Raw genomic sequence first — 14,753 nt, 5'->3', positions numbered from 1 at the left:
CAGCACTGGTAGGCGCGCGTCATCGGGTTGATGATCGTGCCGTGCGCCTGGGCCGCACCGGTCCACGGCAGCATGCCGACTGTCACGGCGACCAGCAGGACAAGCGCTCGGATGAGCCGAGATCCGCGGCCGGATTGATCGGGCTTGTGTGAACGCACGTACATCCTCCGTTCTTCGGCATTGAAAGCCTGTTTGGGAGCGCTTCCAGCGAAGTATTACATCTACGGCTGTACATATCAAGAATCGTCTATTGCTGTGGTGTGGGGCGAGATGTGATGTGCGTTCCCGGATCAGTACAGCGGGGCGCAGACCGCGGAGTACGGCGAGTTGGAGATGTTGTCGGCGCTCTTCCTGCCGGTGACGCCAAACTGGATCGACTGCCCCCGCACGAGTTCTCCGTTGTAGGACGCGTTGCCGAAGACGTAGACGGGGTCGGCGTCCAGGAGCAGCTCGGAGTTCCAGTGCCCGGTGACCTCCGCCCCGGTCTGGAAATGCGTCTCGATCCGCCAGCCGAACATCTTCCTGGTGGCGTTGTTGGTGACGGTGAACGTGCCCTGGAAGCCGGCCGGGAACTCGGGCGTCGCGTTCCAGCCACCGCCGACGTAGGTCACGGAACAGGGCGGTGCCGCCTGGGCGGGCGTCGCGGCGACCGTCGTGGCCGTGAGTGTGAACAGTGCCGGCAAGAGCATCGCGAGCGCCCGGCGGTAGGTTCTGGCGTGCATGGGATCTCCCTTCGCGGCCGCCGGATGGCGGCACCGTCAGGGTGCCCGCGGGCGTTCATCGAAGCTGCATCGGTTGATTCATCGGCATGTATTTGATGATGGTCTCTCGCACCTGGGAGCGTTGGATCTGGCCCGTCGCGGGAGTGCGCGGGATGGCCTCCACCACGGCGACCCGGCGTGGCTGCTTGAACGGCGCGAGCCGCCCGGCCACGTGCGCCCGCACCGCCGCCACGTCGGGGACCGCGCCGTCGCCGGCCGGCACCAGGGCGGCGCAGACCACCTCGCCCCAGCGGGCGTCGGGCAGTCCCACCACGGCGACGTCCCGCACACCGGGCAGGTCGCGCAGGGCGTACTCCACTTCGGATGGTGACACCGACTCGCCGCCGGTGCGGATCACCTCGCGGGCCCGGCCGGTCAGGTAGAGGTAACCCTCGTCGTCCAGGCGGCCGAGGTCGCCGGAGCGGTATCCGCCGTCGCGCATCGCCGCCGCGGTCTCCGCCGGCAGGCCGTGATAGCCGGCCATGAGCGTGTCACCGCCGACCACGACCTCGCCGTCGTCGAGCCAGAGCGTGCCGGGAAAGGCTGCCCGCCCGACGCTGCCCGGCCGGCGTGACAGCTCCCAGTCGTGCAGCGCGGCCATCCGGCCCGCCTCGGTGGAGCCGTAGAGGATCGTCGTGGTGGTGCCGGGCAGCCGCTCCTTGATCCGGGCCACGAGCTCGGCCGCCACGGGCGAGGTGCCGGTGTCGGCGTGCCGGAGGCTGGACAGGTCGGCGCGCCGGTGCTCGGCGTCCAGCAGCCGCTCCCACACCGCGGGGATGCAGTAGATGGCGGCCGGCCGGTGCCGCCGGACCGCGTCGACGATGCTCACCGCGTCGGCGCGGGGCACCAGGTGTACGGCGGTGCCGTGCTGCCACGCCTCCATGACGTAGTGCCAGCCGCCGTAGTGGTACAGCGGGAAGCTGCACAGCACGCCGCCGTCACCGCGCAGCCCGGTGCTGAACGTGCCGCCACCGGGTGCCGAGCGCAGCCAGCTCGCCCGGTGGCTGACCAGCGCGCCCTTGGGACGGCCGGTGCTGCCGCTGGTCAGGTACAGGATGTGCGGGTCGGTCTCGGACACCGCCACCGCCACCGCCGGCGACCCGGGCGCGCCGGAGAGCGTGGCGGCGATCGCGTGCGGCGCGCCGAGGCCGGGCCGCCGCGCGTCGCAGACCACGAGGCGGGGATCCAGGTAGTCCAGCACCGCCGCGAACTCCACATCGGACAGTGCCGGGTTGACCGGCGCGAACACCGCGCCGAGCCGGGCACACGCGAGAAACCCGTCGAGGGTACGCAGGGCCGGCGCGGACCACCAGAGCACCCGGTCGCCGCGGCGCACCCCGAGGCCGGCGAGGGCGTTGGCGGTGCGGTTGGCGGCCTCGTCGAGCTCGGCGAAGCTGACCCGGGCGCCGCCGAGGCTCGCGGCCACCGCGCGCGGGGCCATCCGGGCGGCACGCCGGACGATGTCGCCGATCAGCAGTGCCATGCCGGCCCGCCGATGGAGACCTGAGCGGGGTTGATGGCTCCGTGCGCCGGCTTGTCGGCGGTGATCCGGATGGCCTCCGGTATCTCGTCGACGCCGTCGAGGCGGTGCGTGACCAGCGACTCCACGTCGACGTCGCCGCGGGCGACGAGCCGTAGCGCGTGGGTGAAAGCGCCGGCGCCGGAGCCCGGGTGCAGCAGGGAGACGCTTCGCTCGCGCAGCCGGGCCAGCGGCGCCGGCGCCCCCTCCGGCAGCACCGACACCAGCACGATCCGCCCGCCGCGGCGTACACATCGGACAGCGAGGTCGAGCGTGCCGGCGCCGGACAGGCCGACCGACGGCGCGCCACCGGCGGTCTCGATGACGACGTCGACGCCGACGCCCTCGGTGGCGTCGGCCACCCGCTCCGCCACGCCGTCGCCGGCGCCGAGGACGAGGTCGGCGCCGAACCTGACGGCGAGGTCCAGCTTGGCCCGGCTCCGCCCGGCGACCAGGATCTGCCCAGCGTTGCCGTGCCGGGCCACCTGCACCGCCAGCAGCCCCATCACGCCGGCACCGACGACGAGGACGCTCTCGCCCGGCCGCACGGCGGCGAGCGCGTGCGCGTGGATGGCACCGGCGAGCGGCTGGATGGCTGCGGCGGCGGAGTCGCTCACCCCGTCCGGCACCGGCACCACGTTCGCCGCCGGCACCACCACCCGCTCGGCGAACGCGCCGGGCCGGGTGAAACCGACGAACCCGGGGGAGGCGCACGCGTCCGGCCGGTGGCGGCGGCAGGCGGCGCACCGTCCACACACGACGGTTTCCACCACGGTGACCCGGCTGCCGGCGGGCACCCGGCCGGCGGCCGTGACGACACCGCAGAACTCGTGCCCGCCGAACCGGACCGGCCCGCGGGCGAGCGCGGCGGCGAGGTGGCCGTGCTGGGCGACCGGCTCGCCGGCGATCATCATGCACTCGGTGACGCTCGGCTGGACGCAGGTCACGTCGACGACCACCTCGCCGGGGCCGGGCGCGGGGTCGGGCACGTCTTCCATCCGCAGGTCACCGAAGCCGTGCAGCACAGCAGCGCGCATCCCCACCTCAGCTCTCTTGATCTCTAGTTGGATTTTGTATCTAATATCTAAACGGAGTCAAGGAGGGGGCCGGTGGAGCGGGAAGTCATCGTCACGGGCGTCGGCGGCCAGGGCATCCAGCTGCTCGCCAAGACGCTCGCGCTCGCCGCGACCCGGCAGGGGCGGCACGCGATGCTCAGTGCCGACTACGGCGGTGAGATGCGCGGCGGGCCGTCCAAGGCCAGCGTGGTGATCGGCGACGCGCCGCTGCGCGCGCTGCCGGTGCTGCCGTCGGCCTGGTCGGCGATCGTCGCGCACCACAGGTTCAGCGAGGGCGTGCTGGAGCGGGTGCGGCCCGGCGGCCCCGTCGTCGCCAACGTGCCGCTCGTCGACCCCGCCGCGCTCCGCGCCGACCTCGCCATCCACCCGGTCGACGCGGCCGCACTGGCCAAGGCGGCCGGCGCGCCCCAGGCGGTCGGCTTCGTCCTGCTCGGCGCCTACGTCGCGGTCACCGGCCTGGTACCCCAGGAATCTCTGGTGGCCGCGATGGAAGAGCTGCTCCCGCCGTACCGGCGGCAACACGCACCGGCCAACGCGCGGGCCCTCGCGGCCGGCGCGAGCCTGACCACGGCGGTGGCCCATGGCTCTTGAGCTTTTGGAGGGCAGCACCGCGATCGCCCGCTCGGCCATCGCGGCCGGCTGCGCGTTCTTCGCCGGATACCCGATGTCGCCGTTCACCGGGCTGCTGGAGAGCATGTCCCGCGAGCTGCCGGCGGCCGGCGGCGTCTGCCTCAACGCGGAGAGCGAGATCGAAGGCGTCAACATGACCCTCGGCGCGGCCGCCGCCGGGGCGCGGGCGGCGACCGGCTCGTGCGGGCAGGGGATCGCGCTGATGCAGGAGGCGATCGCCGAGGCCGCCCTCAACCAGACCCCGTTCGTGGTCTTCAACATGGCCCGCAACCAGCAGGACTACTTCCAGGCCACGCGCGGCGGCGGCTGGGGCGACTACCGCACGATCACGCTCGCGCCCAAGGACGTGCCGGAGGCGGTCGAGCACACCCAGCTGCTGTTCCACCTCGCCGACAAGCACCGTGCCCCGGTCGTGCTCTACGGCGACCCGCTGCTGGCGCAGACCCGGGTGGGCGTCTCGATCGAGGCACGCGACTTCGGGCCGCTGCCGCCCAAGGACTGGGCCCTCGACGGCACCGGCGGCGGCACCGGACGCTCCCGGCAGGTGTGGACCTGGGCGATGGGCAAGGCCACCGACCCCGGCCCCGGCCCGGACCGGCACTGGCGGTCGATCGCCGAGAAGTTCGACGCGATCGCGGCCGTCGAGGCCCGCCACGAGCAGGCGTACGTCGAGGGTGCCGACACGGTCGTGGTGTCGTTCGGGTCGGCGGCGAAGTTCGTCGAGCACGTGGTCGACGAGCTGCGGGTCGAGGGGCACCGGATCGGCTGGTTCCGGCCGGTGACGCTGTGGCCGTTCCCGGGTGCGGCGCTCGCCGAGGCGACCCGCGGCGTGCGTCGGGTGCTGGTGTTCGAGCTCAACGCCGGCCAGATGCTCGATGACATACGTATTCACGCCGCCGACCGGGACGCCGTCCGGTTCGTCGGCGGGGTGAGCATCTCCGAGTCCGGGCTGGCGTACGGCGAGCTGATGGACGCGCCGGTGATCCGCACACGCATCCTGGAGGCGCTCGCATGAGCATCGACACGAGCCGGCCGCCGGAAGGACCGGCCAAGCTGGCCGCCGACTTCAAGCCCAACCTGCTGCTCGGCGAGCACTCGCTCTGCCCCGGCTGCGGCGAGCCGGTCGCCCTGCGCCTGCTGCTGGAGGTGCTCCAGGAGCTGGAGATCGTGCGGCGGACGATCGGCGTGGTCGGGCACGGCTGCTACGGCAGCTTCGTGCGCATCATGGACGTCGACGTGCTCCAGTGCCTGCACGGCCGCGCGCCGTCGTGCGCGACCGGCATCAAGCGGGTGCGCCCCGACGTGGCGGTCTTCACGATGCAGGGCGACGGCGACATGGCCAACGAAGGCCTCCAGGAGGTGCTGCACGCCGCCGCCCGCGGCGAGAAGATCACCTGTGTACTGCTGAACAACGGCGTCTTCGGCGACACCGGCGGGCAGCTCACCGCCACCACCGTGCTCGGGCAGCGCACGAAGACGAGCCTTTCCGGGCGGGCCGCGGAGGAGCACGGATACCCGATCCCGGTGGCCGACCTAGTCGCCGGGCTGCGCGGCGCGGCCTACGTGGCCCGCGGCGGCGTCGGCACCGCCGGCGGTGTCGCGCAGACCAAGCGGATGCTGCGCCGGGCGTTCGAGGCGCAGCTGTCCGGCGCCGGCTTCGGGCTGGTGGAGATCCTGACGATGTGCCCGACCGGGTGGTTCGTGCCGGCCGGGGAAGGCCCCGACTACCTTGGCGAGTCGATGGAGAAGGTCTATCCACTCGGGGAGCTGATCTCGCCATGACACTCGTCCGGGTGAAGACCGGCGAGGCCGTCGCCGCGCACATCCTCGGCCTGCTCTTCGACGGCACCCTGCGCGGCGGCGACCGCATCGACCTCGACCGCGTCGCCGCCGACCTCGGCGTCAGCCGGGTGCCGGTCCGCGAAGGCCTGATGCACCTCGAACGCGACGGGCTGATCCACATGCCGCACTACCGCGGCGCGTTCGTGGCCGAGTTCGACGCCGGCACGGTCCGCGAGGCGTTCGAGCTGTACGGCATGCTCAGCGCACTCACCAGCAGCCGCGCGGCGACCGCCGGCGACACCGGCGTCATCGAGGAGCTAGGCAAGCTGACCGAGGCGCTGCGCGACTGCGCGCAGGTCGATGAGTTCGAACAGCTCGCCCGCCAGTTTCGCAAGGTGGTCAACCTGACCGCCTCCGGCCCGCACCTGCGGGCGCTGCTGCGCAGCTTCAGCGGCCTGGTGCCGGCCGCCGCCCGATTCTCCATAGTGGACGCCATGGACGCCGAGCGAGCCGCGCTGAGCCGCGAGTACGACACCCTGCGCGCCGGCGACCCGGTCGCGGCGGCGCACGCGGCCCTCGACCACGTGCGGATGACGGCCGCCAACGCGATCGCCGCGCTGCACCGCCGCGGCGTCTTCGCCGGCCCGGACACCGGCCCGTCCGCGGACGCCGACGTCGTGTTGGGCGTCCTCTCCGATCCCGGAGGTCACCCGCATGCCTGAGCAACGGACCAGCCGCGGCACACTCGTCATCGACACCGAGAAGTGCAAAGGCTGCGAGCTGTGCGTCGCCGCCTGCCCGCCGAACGTGCTAGAGATGTCGACCGCGGTCAACGACATGGGGTACCGCTATCCGGAGCTCAACCCCGGCTGCACCGGCTGCACGGCCTGCCAGATGGTCTGCCCCGACTTCGTCTTCGCCGTCTACCGCCTGACCGGCTGAGCGACGGAGCCGATTTCACGCAGATGTGCCCCCGTCCGCGTCAGCGGTAGACCGTATGCTCCCGCGGGCACCGCTGCGGCCGGCGGCTCGCCAGGGCTCGCCGAACCCCCCGGCCTCCGCTGCCAACTCCGCGCGGCAAGCCCACCCATCGCCCCGCCCCAAGAGGCAGCCCTCTTGGGCGTGAATTCCCAGCAGGGGTCCCGTATACCCGCCCAGACGGTGACAGGGCTGCCCTCTTGAGGGCAGGCTAGGGGGTTTGACGGGGCCGGGCCTGCCTTCCAGACTGGCCCACGGCGCGCTGTGATCACGTGCACTTGCGAGGTGGCTGATGAGACGTGGGTTGACCTCGGACACTCCTGAGGTTGTCCAGTTGCTGGCCGACGACGGGTTCTCCGGGCGGCTGGCCGAGCTGGCCCGTTCGCTCGGCCGCGACCCGGGCGAGGTGACCGCCGAGGCCGCCGGCTACCTGCGGGAGATGGGGGCGGTGCACAGCGCGCGGGCGATGGGCGCCTGGTCCCGGTTTACGACGTGGATGTTTCGCGCGCACGAGCTGCTGGTGGACGAGGAGGCCGCGCGCCGGCTGCATCAGCTGGATCGTAAGTACTCGCTGTTGTTCCTCTTCTCCCACCGGTCTTATTTGGACGGTGCGGCGGTGCCGGTGGCGCTGGACCGGCACGGGCTCAGTCCGGCGTTCACCCTGGGTGGGGCCAACCTCAACTTCTTTCCGGTCAACCATCTGGCCCGCCGCTCCGGCATCGTCTACATCCGCCGGTCGACGCAGGACCAGCCGGTTTACAAGCTCGCGTTGCGCGCCTACATCGGCCAGCTGATCCGTAACCGGAAGAATCTCAGCTGGTCCATCGAGGGCGGCCGGACCCGCACCGGCAAGCTGCGGCCGCCGACGTACGGCATCGTGCGCTACGTGGTCGACGCGATCGAGGCCACGCCGGGAGCCGAGGCGCTGATCGTTCCGGTGTCCATCGTGTACGAACAGCTGCACGAGGTCGGGTCGATGACCGCCGAGGCGCGCGGGGCCAGAAAGCGGCCCGAGGACGTCCGCTGGCTGGTCAACTTCGCCCGGCTACAGGCCAACCGGCTCGGTCGGGCCTACCTGGACTTCGGCGAGCCGCTCCCGCTCCGCGAGCGGATGGCCGAGCTGCGCGGTGCGGACCAGCAGGGGCGGCACGTCGTCGAGCGGATCGCCCTGGACACCTCGCACCGCATCAACCAGGCGACTCCGGTCACCGTCACGGCGGTCGTCTGCCTGGCGATGCTGGCCGCAGACCGGGCGCTGACCCTCGACGGGGTGCTGGAGACCGTGGCGCCGATGGCCGGCTACATCGAGTCCCGGCGCTGGCCGGTGGCCGGCGCGGCAAACCTCACCGACCGGGCGACGATCCGCCGCACGTTGCAGGAGCTTGTCGCCTCCGGCGTGCTGGCCAGCTACGACGGCGGCACCGACACGGTGTGGGCGATCGGGGCCGGCCAGCACCTGGTGGCCGCGTTCTACCGCAACACGGCGATCCACATGCTGGTCGACCGGGCGATCGGGGAGCTCGCGCTGGTCGCCGCGACCGAAGGCGGCGCGGACGGCCTGGGCGCGGCGACCGCGGAGGCGCTGCGGCTGCGAGACCTGCTGAAGTTCGACTTCTTCTTCGCCCGCCGCCGCGACTTCGCCGAGCAGATGGCGCTGGAGCTGTCGATCATCGAGCCGGGCGGCGGCGACGGGCTGCACGAGTTCACCCCGGCCGAGGCGCGCAGTTGGCTAGAGCAGGGCCGGCCGCTCGTCGCCCCGCTGGTGCTGCGGCCGTTCCTCGACGCCTACCACCTCGTCGCCGACCGGCTCGCCGCCTGGGAGGGGGAGGAGGTCGACGAGCCCCGGTTCCTGGACGAGTGCCTGCGCGTCGGCCGGCAGTGGGCGCTTCAGGGGCGACTGGCCAGCGAGGAGTCGGTGTCGTTGGAGCTCTTCAAGCCGGCCCTCAAGCTGGCCCGGCACCGCGACCTCCTCGATCCGGCCGCGCCAGATCTGCCGGCGCGCCGCGCGGCCTTCCGCGACGAGCTGCGCGAGACCGTCCGCAGGGTGGGCGTGATCGCCGACCTGGCGTAGGTCGCCGCTCTCCACCGGTGCTCGGGCCGCCCGCGACGGAAAGGCGGTCAGCGGAAACCCCGGTCGGTGTGGCCGGACAGCTTCACCGGCACGCCCATGTGGCTCGCCTTCGCCTCGACCAGCGTGTAGCCGGCGAACCGGTCCTTGCGCACGGCGGTGCCGAAGAACCGGGCCCACGTTTCAAGGGTGGCCAGAGCCTTCTCGTCGTCCCGGTGGATCAGCCCGAACAGGCCCTGCTCGGTCATGTCGATGTGCCAGGTCAGGGCCGGCATCCCCGGGCGGGCGAGCAGGTCGACGAGCGCGTGCGCGGCGGCGAGCTGCCACGCGCGGACCTCGGGCACCGACTCGGGCTCCGGCTCCGGCTCCGACTGGGGCTCCGGCTCGACCGGACGGCGGGCCTCGGCCTCCCGACCGCGGCGATGCTCCTGCCAGCGCTCAACCAGCGCGGGCAGCTCGCCGCGCAGGAACGCGACGAACCGCACCGCTTCGGCCGCGCGTCCGGCCGCCGGCGGCTGGCTGTCCAGGTCCGCGGCCAGTGCGTCCAACAGGCCCTGACCCCGCCCGAGAACCTCCTCGCCGCGCGCCAGCACCGCCGACCACATGTCTTCGCTGCCGCTGTACCGGTGGGCGCGCCAACCCCTCCCGGGGCGGCAGGTCACGAGGCCGGCGCGCTGCCAGTCGTAGACGACGGCGCGGACCAGCCGGGTGCTCAGACCGAGCCGCGCGGCGAGCCGGCGGATGGTGACCCCGCGATCGTCCGCCAGCACGTACGCCAGCACCCTGGTGTAGAGGCGGACCTGGTCGGGCGCGGGCCACGCGTTTCCGGCGTGGAGCGCCACATCGTCGACCGATGCCACCCCACGCAGGTTAGCCGCACCGGGCGAGGATTTTTGGCGCAAGCTGTCGAGAACGCCTGCCGGCCGTTCGTCACCGGGGGGAGGCAACCTTTCCAGCCATGAGGAGCAGACCATGAAGTACGCGATGCTGATATTCGGCGACGACCGCGAGTGGAGCGCGCTGGCCCCGGCCGACGAGCAGGATCTGATGAAGCAGATCACCGCGTGGTTCGAGCGGTGGCAGCCGACCGGCAAGATCGTCGACGGCGGTGTCGAGCTTCAGTCCCGGGACACGGCCAAGACGGTGCGGGCCGGCGCGGACGGCGAGCCGATGGTCACCGACGGGCCGTACCTGGAGCTCAAGGAGGTCATCGGCTCGGTCGTCGTGTTGGAGTGCGACGACATCGACGAGGCGGTCCAGATCGCGGCGACCTGGCCGCTGGCCGCCGGGATGAGCGCGCTGGAGGTCCGTCCGGTGATGAGCACCGAGTAGCGCTACGCGGGCAGCAGCCGGGTCTGGTCCCCGGTGACGACGAGCACCTCACCGTCACGCAGCGCCCAGTGCGGCCGCTTCGCGCCGGCGTACGAGGCCGACACGGCGTCACAGGCCGCGGTCTCCGGATGGCCGGGCGAACGCACATGTGGCACGAACGGGCGGTCGAGCAGGCCAAGCCCGGTCATGATCGGTTCGGCGACGGCCGCGGGGTCGTCGACGAGTCGCAGACCGTCCAGATCGGGGGCCAGGACACAGGCGCCGGCGCTGTAGCCGCCGTAGACCACCGCGTCGCGACGGAGCAGGTCGCGCAGGACGGTGTCGGCGCCTGTGTCGGCGAGCACCCGGCGCAGGACGAAGACGTTGCCGCCACGTACCCACACGATGTCGAAGCCGGCCAGGCTGGACACCGCGGCGGGCTCGCGCAGATCGGCCAGCGTGACGTCGAGGCCGGCGGCGTGGAGGTCGTCGAGGTCGCGTCGCAGGCCGGTTTCACGCACCTCGAAGGGAAGCCCGTCGAGAGCGTTCGGGACCAAGGCGGTGCGCCGCCCGCCGCCGGCCAGGGCGACAAGGCGGTCAGCGTGCGCTCCGGTACGAAACGACGACAGGTACAGGCGCATCGGAGCAGTATGCCGGGGTGAGCCGTGGCCAGCGACCGGCCAACCGCCGATCGCTGGCCAGGCCACCTACCACTGGTAGCTGGCGCAGGTGGAACCGGACCGGTAGCACTCGGCGTACCCCTGGCCCGCGTGGGTCACGTCGAAGACGATGACGAGCACCTCGGTGATCCCGCCGGACACGCGGCTGCCGTCGAGCGGGACGTTGCCGATGTTGAACCACTTGCCGGTCGTGCCGCCGCAGTAGTAGCCCGACCCGGACGGGTAGACGGCGTAGTCGATGCTCGTCGATCCCTGCCAGCCGGTCACCGAGACGTATCCGCACTCGCCGGCGTTGGCGAAGAACCGCACCGAGGTGGCGGTAACGGACCGGCTGTACCAGCTCAGCCCACCGGTGGCCTGCACGGCCAGCCTGCCCGCTCCGCTGGCGTGTACCGCCTTGGCGACGAAGCTGGTGGGGGCGGCGCTCGCGGGGGAGCTCAACCCGAGTATCGAGACCGCGAGCATGCCGATCGCGACACCTGCTCGCGCCATCCGTCGTCTGAGCACAGTCATCTCCTTCGTCGTCGGGTGAGCTCGACTGAACAGGAGGCGGCGGCCCGGGTGGGGCAACCCGACCGAATCCGAACGGTCGATAGCCTGACGATCATGCCGGCCCTCTTCCAGCAACCGCCCGATCCCGGGCAGGCCGCCACCCTCGACGGCGTCGTGGAGCGGCTGCGGCTGCTGAAAGTCTGGGCCGGTGGGCCGTCCTACGAGACGATCAAGGACCGGATCAACGCGGCCTGGTCCGAGGCGGGCCGGCCCGCCGCCGAGCTGGCCCGCAAGACCACGGTGGTGGACTGTTTCCGGCCCGGCCGCCGCCGGCTCAACCATGATCTTGTCGTCGCCATCGTCGAGGCGCTGCACCCCGACGCCGGTTACGTAAGCCAGTGGCGGCAGGCGCTGCGGATCATCGGCGGCGAGACCACCGCGGCGTCCCAGGTGCGCGTCCACGACCAGCTCCCGCACGACTCCGCGGGCTTCACCGGGCGGGCCGGCGAGCTCGATCGGCTGCGCGCCGCACTGCGCCGCCGCGCGTCCGCCGGGGCGGTCGGCGTGATCGAGGGGATGGCCGGGGTCGGCAAGACACGCCTGGCCGTACACGCCGCACGCCTGCTCGCCGACGAGCGGCCGTTCGACGCGGTCCTCTTCGTCAACCTGCGCGGGTTCCATCCGGATCCGGCGCAGCCGCCGGTCGACCCGGCCGCCGTCCTGGACGGCTTCCTGCGCCTGCTCGGTACGACCGCGCGGCGGATACCGCACGACCTGCCGGGGCGCGCGGCGGCGTACCGGCGGCGGGTGGCCGGAACGCGGACGCTGGTCGTCCTCGACGACGCCGCGACCGCCGACCAGGTCCGTCCGCTGCTCGCCCAGGCCGCCGGCTGCGTCACGCTGATCACCAGCCGGCGCCGCCTGTCGCCGCTGCCGTCCGCGGCGCGGCTGCGGCTCGACGTCTTCACGCCGGACGAGGCCACCGCATACCTCGCCGGCGCCGTCGCCGGCATCCCGGTGGGCGCCGATCCGCGGGCCACGGCCCGGATCGCCCAGCTCTGCGGCCACCTGCCGCTCGCGCTCGGCCTGGTCGCCGCGCACATCCGCGGCAAACCCGCGTGGACGCTCACCGACCACGCCGACCGGCTCGCCGAACGCCACCAGGACCGCCGCCTGGACGCCGGCGTCGAACTCGCGCTCGACATGTCCTACCACCGGCTGTCCGGCGGCCACCGCCGGATGCTGCGGCTGATCTCGCTACACCCCGGACAGGACCTCGACGGGTACGCCGCGGCGGCGCTCGCGGGCGTCGACCTGCCCACCGCGCGCGCGTGGCTGGACGAGCTGCACCGGGACCACCTCGTGCAGCCGGCCGCGGCGGGACGGTACGCGCTGCACGACGTGCTCCGGGCGTACGCGCTGAACCAGGCCGGAGACGAAGACCCGCCGCCGGTACGCCGCGCCGCGCTGACCCGGCTGTTCGACCACTGCCTGGGTGCGGCCGCCGCCGCCATGGACATCCTGCACCCGGCCGAAGCGCACCGCCGCCCCAGGATCGCCGCGCCGGCCACCCCGATGCCGCCCCTGCCCGACGCCGGCGCCGCGCGGGCCTGGCTGGACGCCGAACGGGACACGCTCGTGGCCGTCGCCGTGCACACCGCGGCCCACGGCTGGCCGCGCCACGCGACGCGGTTGTCGGCCACGCTGTTTCGCTATCTCAACGGCGGGTACAACGCCGAAGCCGTCGTCGTACACAGCCGGGCCCGCGACGCCGCGCGCGAGCTGGGCGACCTGGCCGGCCAGGCGAACGCCCTGACCAACCTCGGCGCCGCGTACATACAGACCGGGCGGTTCGCGCCGGCCACCGACCAGCTGGAACAGGCCCTGAAGCTGTACCAGCGGGCCGACGACGACACCGGACAGGCCCGCACGCTGACCAACCTGGGCGTCATCGAGGCCCGCTCGGGTCGCTACCGGCAGGCGGCCCACCGCCATGAAGCCGCGCTGGCCGGCTACCGGCGGGCCGGCGATCTCACCGGCGAGGCGCGCGCCCTGGGCAACCTCGGCTTCGCCGAAGCGCGGCTCGGCGACCACCGCGACGCCGCCGCACGGTACGCGCGGGCCACTGACCTGTGCCGGCGGACCGGCGACCGCCTGGGCGAGGCGGCCATGCTCGGCAACCTCGGCGACGTGGAGGTGTGGCTCGAACGGTACGACGCCGCCCGCGAGCACATCGAACAGGCCCGCGGCATCTACCGGGACAGCGGTGACCGGGACGGCGAAGCCTGGACCCTGACCAGCCTGGGCATCCTGGAAAACCGCCTCGGCCGGCCGGCTCGGGCCATCGACCACCACCGGCGGGCACTGGAGGTCTTCCGCCAGGCCGGTGCCCGAGACGGCGAGACGTACGCGCTCAACGGCCTCGGCGAGGCCGCCGCCCCCGGCGACGCGGTGACCCACCACGGCTCCGCCCTGGAGATCGCCACGGAGATCGGCGCGGCCGACCAGCAGGCCAGGGCGCACGCCGGCCTCGGCCGCGCGTGGCGGGAACTCGGCGACGCCGATCAGGCCCGGCATCACTACGGTGCCGCGCTCGCGCTCTACGGCCAGCTCGGCATGCCGCAGACCGCCGACGTCCAGGCCCAGCTCGACACCCTCGCCGCGGAGGACCCGTAGCGTTACCGGGTCGACCTACCTCAGCTGCTGTGGCGGTGCAGGAACGCGTCCACGAGCAGGCGTTGGCGCCTGGTCGGCACCGCGTGCACCTTCAGGATGTCGCCGTCGACCGCTATCCGAACGGAGGGCACCGGCCGGTCGGTCAGCCACGCCTGGACCAGCGCGATGACGGCGGGTAGCGCCGCCGGAGCCAGGGTCACCTGGAGAGAGCCCATCGCGAAGGCGTCGATCGGCGCCGCTTCGGGCGGCACGGCGGCGTGGCGCACCGACTCGACACCGCTGGCGGCGAGCTCCTCCATCCGGTCCTGGAGTGACATGGTCTGCTCGGCGAGCTCGCGTATGTCCGCGTACTCGCCGGGCGCGACGAACATCGACAGCTCCACCGGACCGCCCCGGTGGGGTCAGGCGCAGTCGCGGCAGACGTCGATGTCGGCCACCGCGCGCTGGTTGCGGTGGCGTACCAGGTAGCAGCGCGAGCAGCGGAACTCGTCGGCCTGCATCGGGATCACCGTGACCGACAGCTCTTCGTCGATCTGGTCGGCGCCGGGCAGCTCGAAGCCCTCCGCCAGGTCGGCCTCGTCGACGTCCACCGCGTCGGCACGCGGCGTGGCGCGGCGAGCCTTGAGCTCTTCCAGGCTGTCTTCCTCGACGACGGGGGTCCGTGGCGCGTCGTAATCAGTCTTTGCCATTACTCATCTCCTCTGGGCGGTAGGGCAACAACCGCCCCGCCGGGTCTATTCCGCCTCGCCGACGGGTTGCGTCCGGACCGGTCAAGGGTAG

Annotated in this window: 16 protein-coding genes; 8 read left to right on the top strand and 8 right to left on the bottom strand. The window is 72.8% G+C overall.

Annotation, left to right across the window (positions count from 1 at the left end):
* Positions 1-290: 290 nt before the first annotated feature.
* The 3 genes from ACTMTJ_RS15845 to ACTMTJ_RS15835 are packed head-to-tail and all read right to left on the bottom strand — an operon-like array spanning position 291 to position 3,317.
* Positions 291-722: a cellulose binding domain-containing protein gene (locus tag ACTMTJ_RS15845; RefSeq protein ID WP_441217161.1), complete on the bottom strand. Its 432-nt coding sequence runs from the start codon at positions 720-722 to the stop codon at positions 291-293.
* 55 nt (positions 723-777) lie between these two features.
* Positions 778-2,244 (bottom strand): class I adenylate-forming enzyme family protein, encoded by a 1,467-nt coding sequence (locus tag ACTMTJ_RS15840; protein ID WP_441217160.1) that lies wholly within the window; start codon positions 2,242-2,244, stop codon positions 778-780.
* Positions 2,232-3,317, bottom strand: coding sequence for a zinc-dependent alcohol dehydrogenase (locus ACTMTJ_RS15835; protein WP_441217159.1), 1,086 nt, complete (start codon positions 3,315-3,317; stop codon positions 2,232-2,234). The genes ACTMTJ_RS15840 and ACTMTJ_RS15835 overlap by 13 nt, the downstream gene beginning before the upstream one ends.
* A 72-nt stretch (positions 3,318-3,389) precedes the next feature.
* On the opposite strand from ACTMTJ_RS15835, the gene ACTMTJ_RS15830 reads away from it, so the two are divergent.
* The 6 genes from ACTMTJ_RS15830 to ACTMTJ_RS15805 all read left to right on the top strand — a co-directional run bounded on the left by ACTMTJ_RS15830 (position 3,390) and on the right by ACTMTJ_RS15805 (position 8,817).
* Entirely contained in the window at positions 3,390-3,947 is a 558-nt protein-coding gene (locus tag ACTMTJ_RS15830) for a 2-oxoacid:acceptor oxidoreductase family protein (RefSeq protein ID WP_441217158.1), read from the top strand.
* Entirely contained in the window at positions 3,937-5,001 is a 1,065-nt protein-coding gene (locus tag ACTMTJ_RS15825; RefSeq protein ID WP_441217157.1) for a hypothetical protein, read from the top strand. The genes ACTMTJ_RS15830 and ACTMTJ_RS15825 overlap by 11 nt, the downstream gene beginning before the upstream one ends.
* A complete protein-coding gene (locus ACTMTJ_RS15820) occupies positions 4,998-5,768 on the top strand; it encodes a thiamine pyrophosphate-dependent enzyme (RefSeq protein WP_441217156.1) in 771 nt (256 codons plus the stop codon). The genes ACTMTJ_RS15825 and ACTMTJ_RS15820 overlap by 4 nt, the downstream gene beginning before the upstream one ends.
* Positions 5,765-6,490, top strand: a complete 726-nt coding sequence (locus tag ACTMTJ_RS15815) for a GntR family transcriptional regulator (RefSeq protein WP_441217155.1) — start codon at positions 5,765-5,767, stop codon at positions 6,488-6,490. Before ACTMTJ_RS15820 ends, ACTMTJ_RS15815 begins: the two co-directional genes overlap by 4 nt.
* A complete protein-coding gene (locus ACTMTJ_RS15810; protein ID WP_441217154.1) occupies positions 6,483-6,710 on the top strand; it encodes a 4Fe-4S dicluster domain-containing protein in 228 nt (75 codons plus the stop codon). The genes ACTMTJ_RS15815 and ACTMTJ_RS15810 overlap by 8 nt, the downstream gene beginning before the upstream one ends.
* 328 nt (positions 6,711-7,038) lie before the next feature.
* Positions 7,039-8,817 (top strand): lysophospholipid acyltransferase, encoded by a 1,779-nt coding sequence (locus ACTMTJ_RS15805; RefSeq protein WP_441217153.1) that lies wholly within the window; start codon positions 7,039-7,041, stop codon positions 8,815-8,817.
* 47 nt (positions 8,818-8,864) lie between these two features.
* On the opposite strand, the gene ACTMTJ_RS15800 is transcribed toward ACTMTJ_RS15805, so the two are convergent.
* The gene (locus tag ACTMTJ_RS15800) at positions 8,865-9,674 is read right to left on the bottom strand and encodes a hypothetical protein (protein WP_441217152.1); all 810 of its coding nucleotides are present in this window, start codon (positions 9,672-9,674) and stop codon (positions 8,865-8,867) included.
* Between the two features lie 112 nt (positions 9,675-9,786).
* On the opposite strand from ACTMTJ_RS15800, the gene ACTMTJ_RS15795 reads away from it, so the two are divergent.
* Positions 9,787-10,146, top strand: coding sequence for a YciI family protein (locus ACTMTJ_RS15795; protein ID WP_441217151.1), 360 nt, complete (start codon positions 9,787-9,789; stop codon positions 10,144-10,146).
* A gap of 2 nt (positions 10,147-10,148) precedes the next feature.
* Here the strand turns inward: ACTMTJ_RS15795 and ACTMTJ_RS15790 are convergent, their stop codons facing one another.
* Positions 10,149-10,766, bottom strand: a complete 618-nt coding sequence (locus ACTMTJ_RS15790) for a Type 1 glutamine amidotransferase-like domain-containing protein (protein ID WP_441217150.1) — start codon at positions 10,764-10,766, stop codon at positions 10,149-10,151.
* 66 nt (positions 10,767-10,832) lie between these two features.
* Positions 10,833-11,312, bottom strand: a complete 480-nt coding sequence (locus tag ACTMTJ_RS15785; RefSeq protein WP_441217149.1) for a hypothetical protein — start codon at positions 11,310-11,312, stop codon at positions 10,833-10,835.
* A 99-nt stretch (positions 11,313-11,411) separates the two neighbouring features.
* Between ACTMTJ_RS15785 and ACTMTJ_RS15780 the strand changes: the two genes are divergently transcribed.
* Complete coding sequence (locus ACTMTJ_RS15780) at positions 11,412-13,973, top strand: ATP-binding protein (RefSeq protein WP_441217148.1); 2,562 nt, start codon at positions 11,412-11,414, stop codon at positions 13,971-13,973.
* A gap of 20 nt (positions 13,974-13,993) precedes the next feature.
* On the opposite strand, the gene ACTMTJ_RS15775 is transcribed toward ACTMTJ_RS15780, so the two are convergent.
* On the bottom strand, positions 13,994-14,344 hold the full coding sequence (locus ACTMTJ_RS15775; protein ID WP_441217147.1) for a hypothetical protein: 351 nt from the start codon (positions 14,342-14,344) through the stop codon (positions 13,994-13,996).
* Positions 14,345-14,374: 30 nt separating this feature from the next.
* On the bottom strand, positions 14,375-14,662 hold the full coding sequence (locus tag ACTMTJ_RS15770) for a DUF4193 domain-containing protein (protein ID WP_441217146.1): 288 nt from the start codon (positions 14,660-14,662) through the stop codon (positions 14,375-14,377).
* Positions 14,663-14,753: the final 91 nt, after the last annotated feature.

The sequence above is a fragment of the Phytohabitans sp. LJ34 genome (assembly GCF_052068095.1).
In the GTDB taxonomy this organism is placed as follows: Bacteria; Actinomycetota; Actinomycetes; order Mycobacteriales; family Micromonosporaceae; genus Phytohabitans.
This window is presented reverse-complemented; position numbering and strand designations above follow the sequence as displayed.

What these genes read in the sequence shown, in the direction of transcription:
- ACTMTJ_RS15845 (WP_441217161.1), bottom strand. Translation starts at nt 722, where the DNA reads ATGCACGCCAGAACCTACCGCCGGGCGCTCGCGATGCTCTTGCCGGCA.
- ACTMTJ_RS15840 (WP_441217160.1), bottom strand. Translation starts at nt 2,244, where the DNA reads ATGGCACTGCTGATCGGCGACATCGTCCGGCGTGCCGCCCGGATGGCC.
- ACTMTJ_RS15835 (WP_441217159.1), bottom strand. Translation starts at nt 3,317, where the DNA reads ATGCGCGCTGCTGTGCTGCACGGCTTCGGTGACCTGCGGATGGAAGAC.
- ACTMTJ_RS15825 (WP_441217157.1), top strand. Translation starts at nt 3,937, where the DNA reads ATGGCTCTTGAGCTTTTGGAGGGCAGCACCGCGATCGCCCGCTCGGCC.
- ACTMTJ_RS15820 (WP_441217156.1), top strand. Translation starts at nt 4,998, where the DNA reads ATGAGCATCGACACGAGCCGGCCGCCGGAAGGACCGGCCAAGCTGGCC.
- ACTMTJ_RS15815 (WP_441217155.1), top strand. Translation starts at nt 5,765, where the DNA reads ATGACACTCGTCCGGGTGAAGACCGGCGAGGCCGTCGCCGCGCACATC.
- ACTMTJ_RS15810 (WP_441217154.1), top strand. Translation starts at nt 6,483, where the DNA reads ATGCCTGAGCAACGGACCAGCCGCGGCACACTCGTCATCGACACCGAG.
- ACTMTJ_RS15805 (WP_441217153.1), top strand. Translation starts at nt 7,039, where the DNA reads ATGAGACGTGGGTTGACCTCGGACACTCCTGAGGTTGTCCAGTTGCTG.
- ACTMTJ_RS15795 (WP_441217151.1), top strand. Translation starts at nt 9,787, where the DNA reads ATGAAGTACGCGATGCTGATATTCGGCGACGACCGCGAGTGGAGCGCG.
- ACTMTJ_RS15790 (WP_441217150.1), bottom strand. Translation starts at nt 10,766, where the DNA reads ATGCGCCTGTACCTGTCGTCGTTTCGTACCGGAGCGCACGCTGACCGC.
- ACTMTJ_RS15780 (WP_441217148.1), top strand. Translation starts at nt 11,412, where the DNA reads ATGCCGGCCCTCTTCCAGCAACCGCCCGATCCCGGGCAGGCCGCCACC.
- ACTMTJ_RS15775 (WP_441217147.1), bottom strand. Translation starts at nt 14,344, where the DNA reads ATGTTCGTCGCGCCCGGCGAGTACGCGGACATACGCGAGCTCGCCGAG.
- ACTMTJ_RS15770 (WP_441217146.1), bottom strand. Translation starts at nt 14,662, where the DNA reads ATGGCAAAGACTGATTACGACGCGCCACGGACCCCCGTCGTCGAGGAA.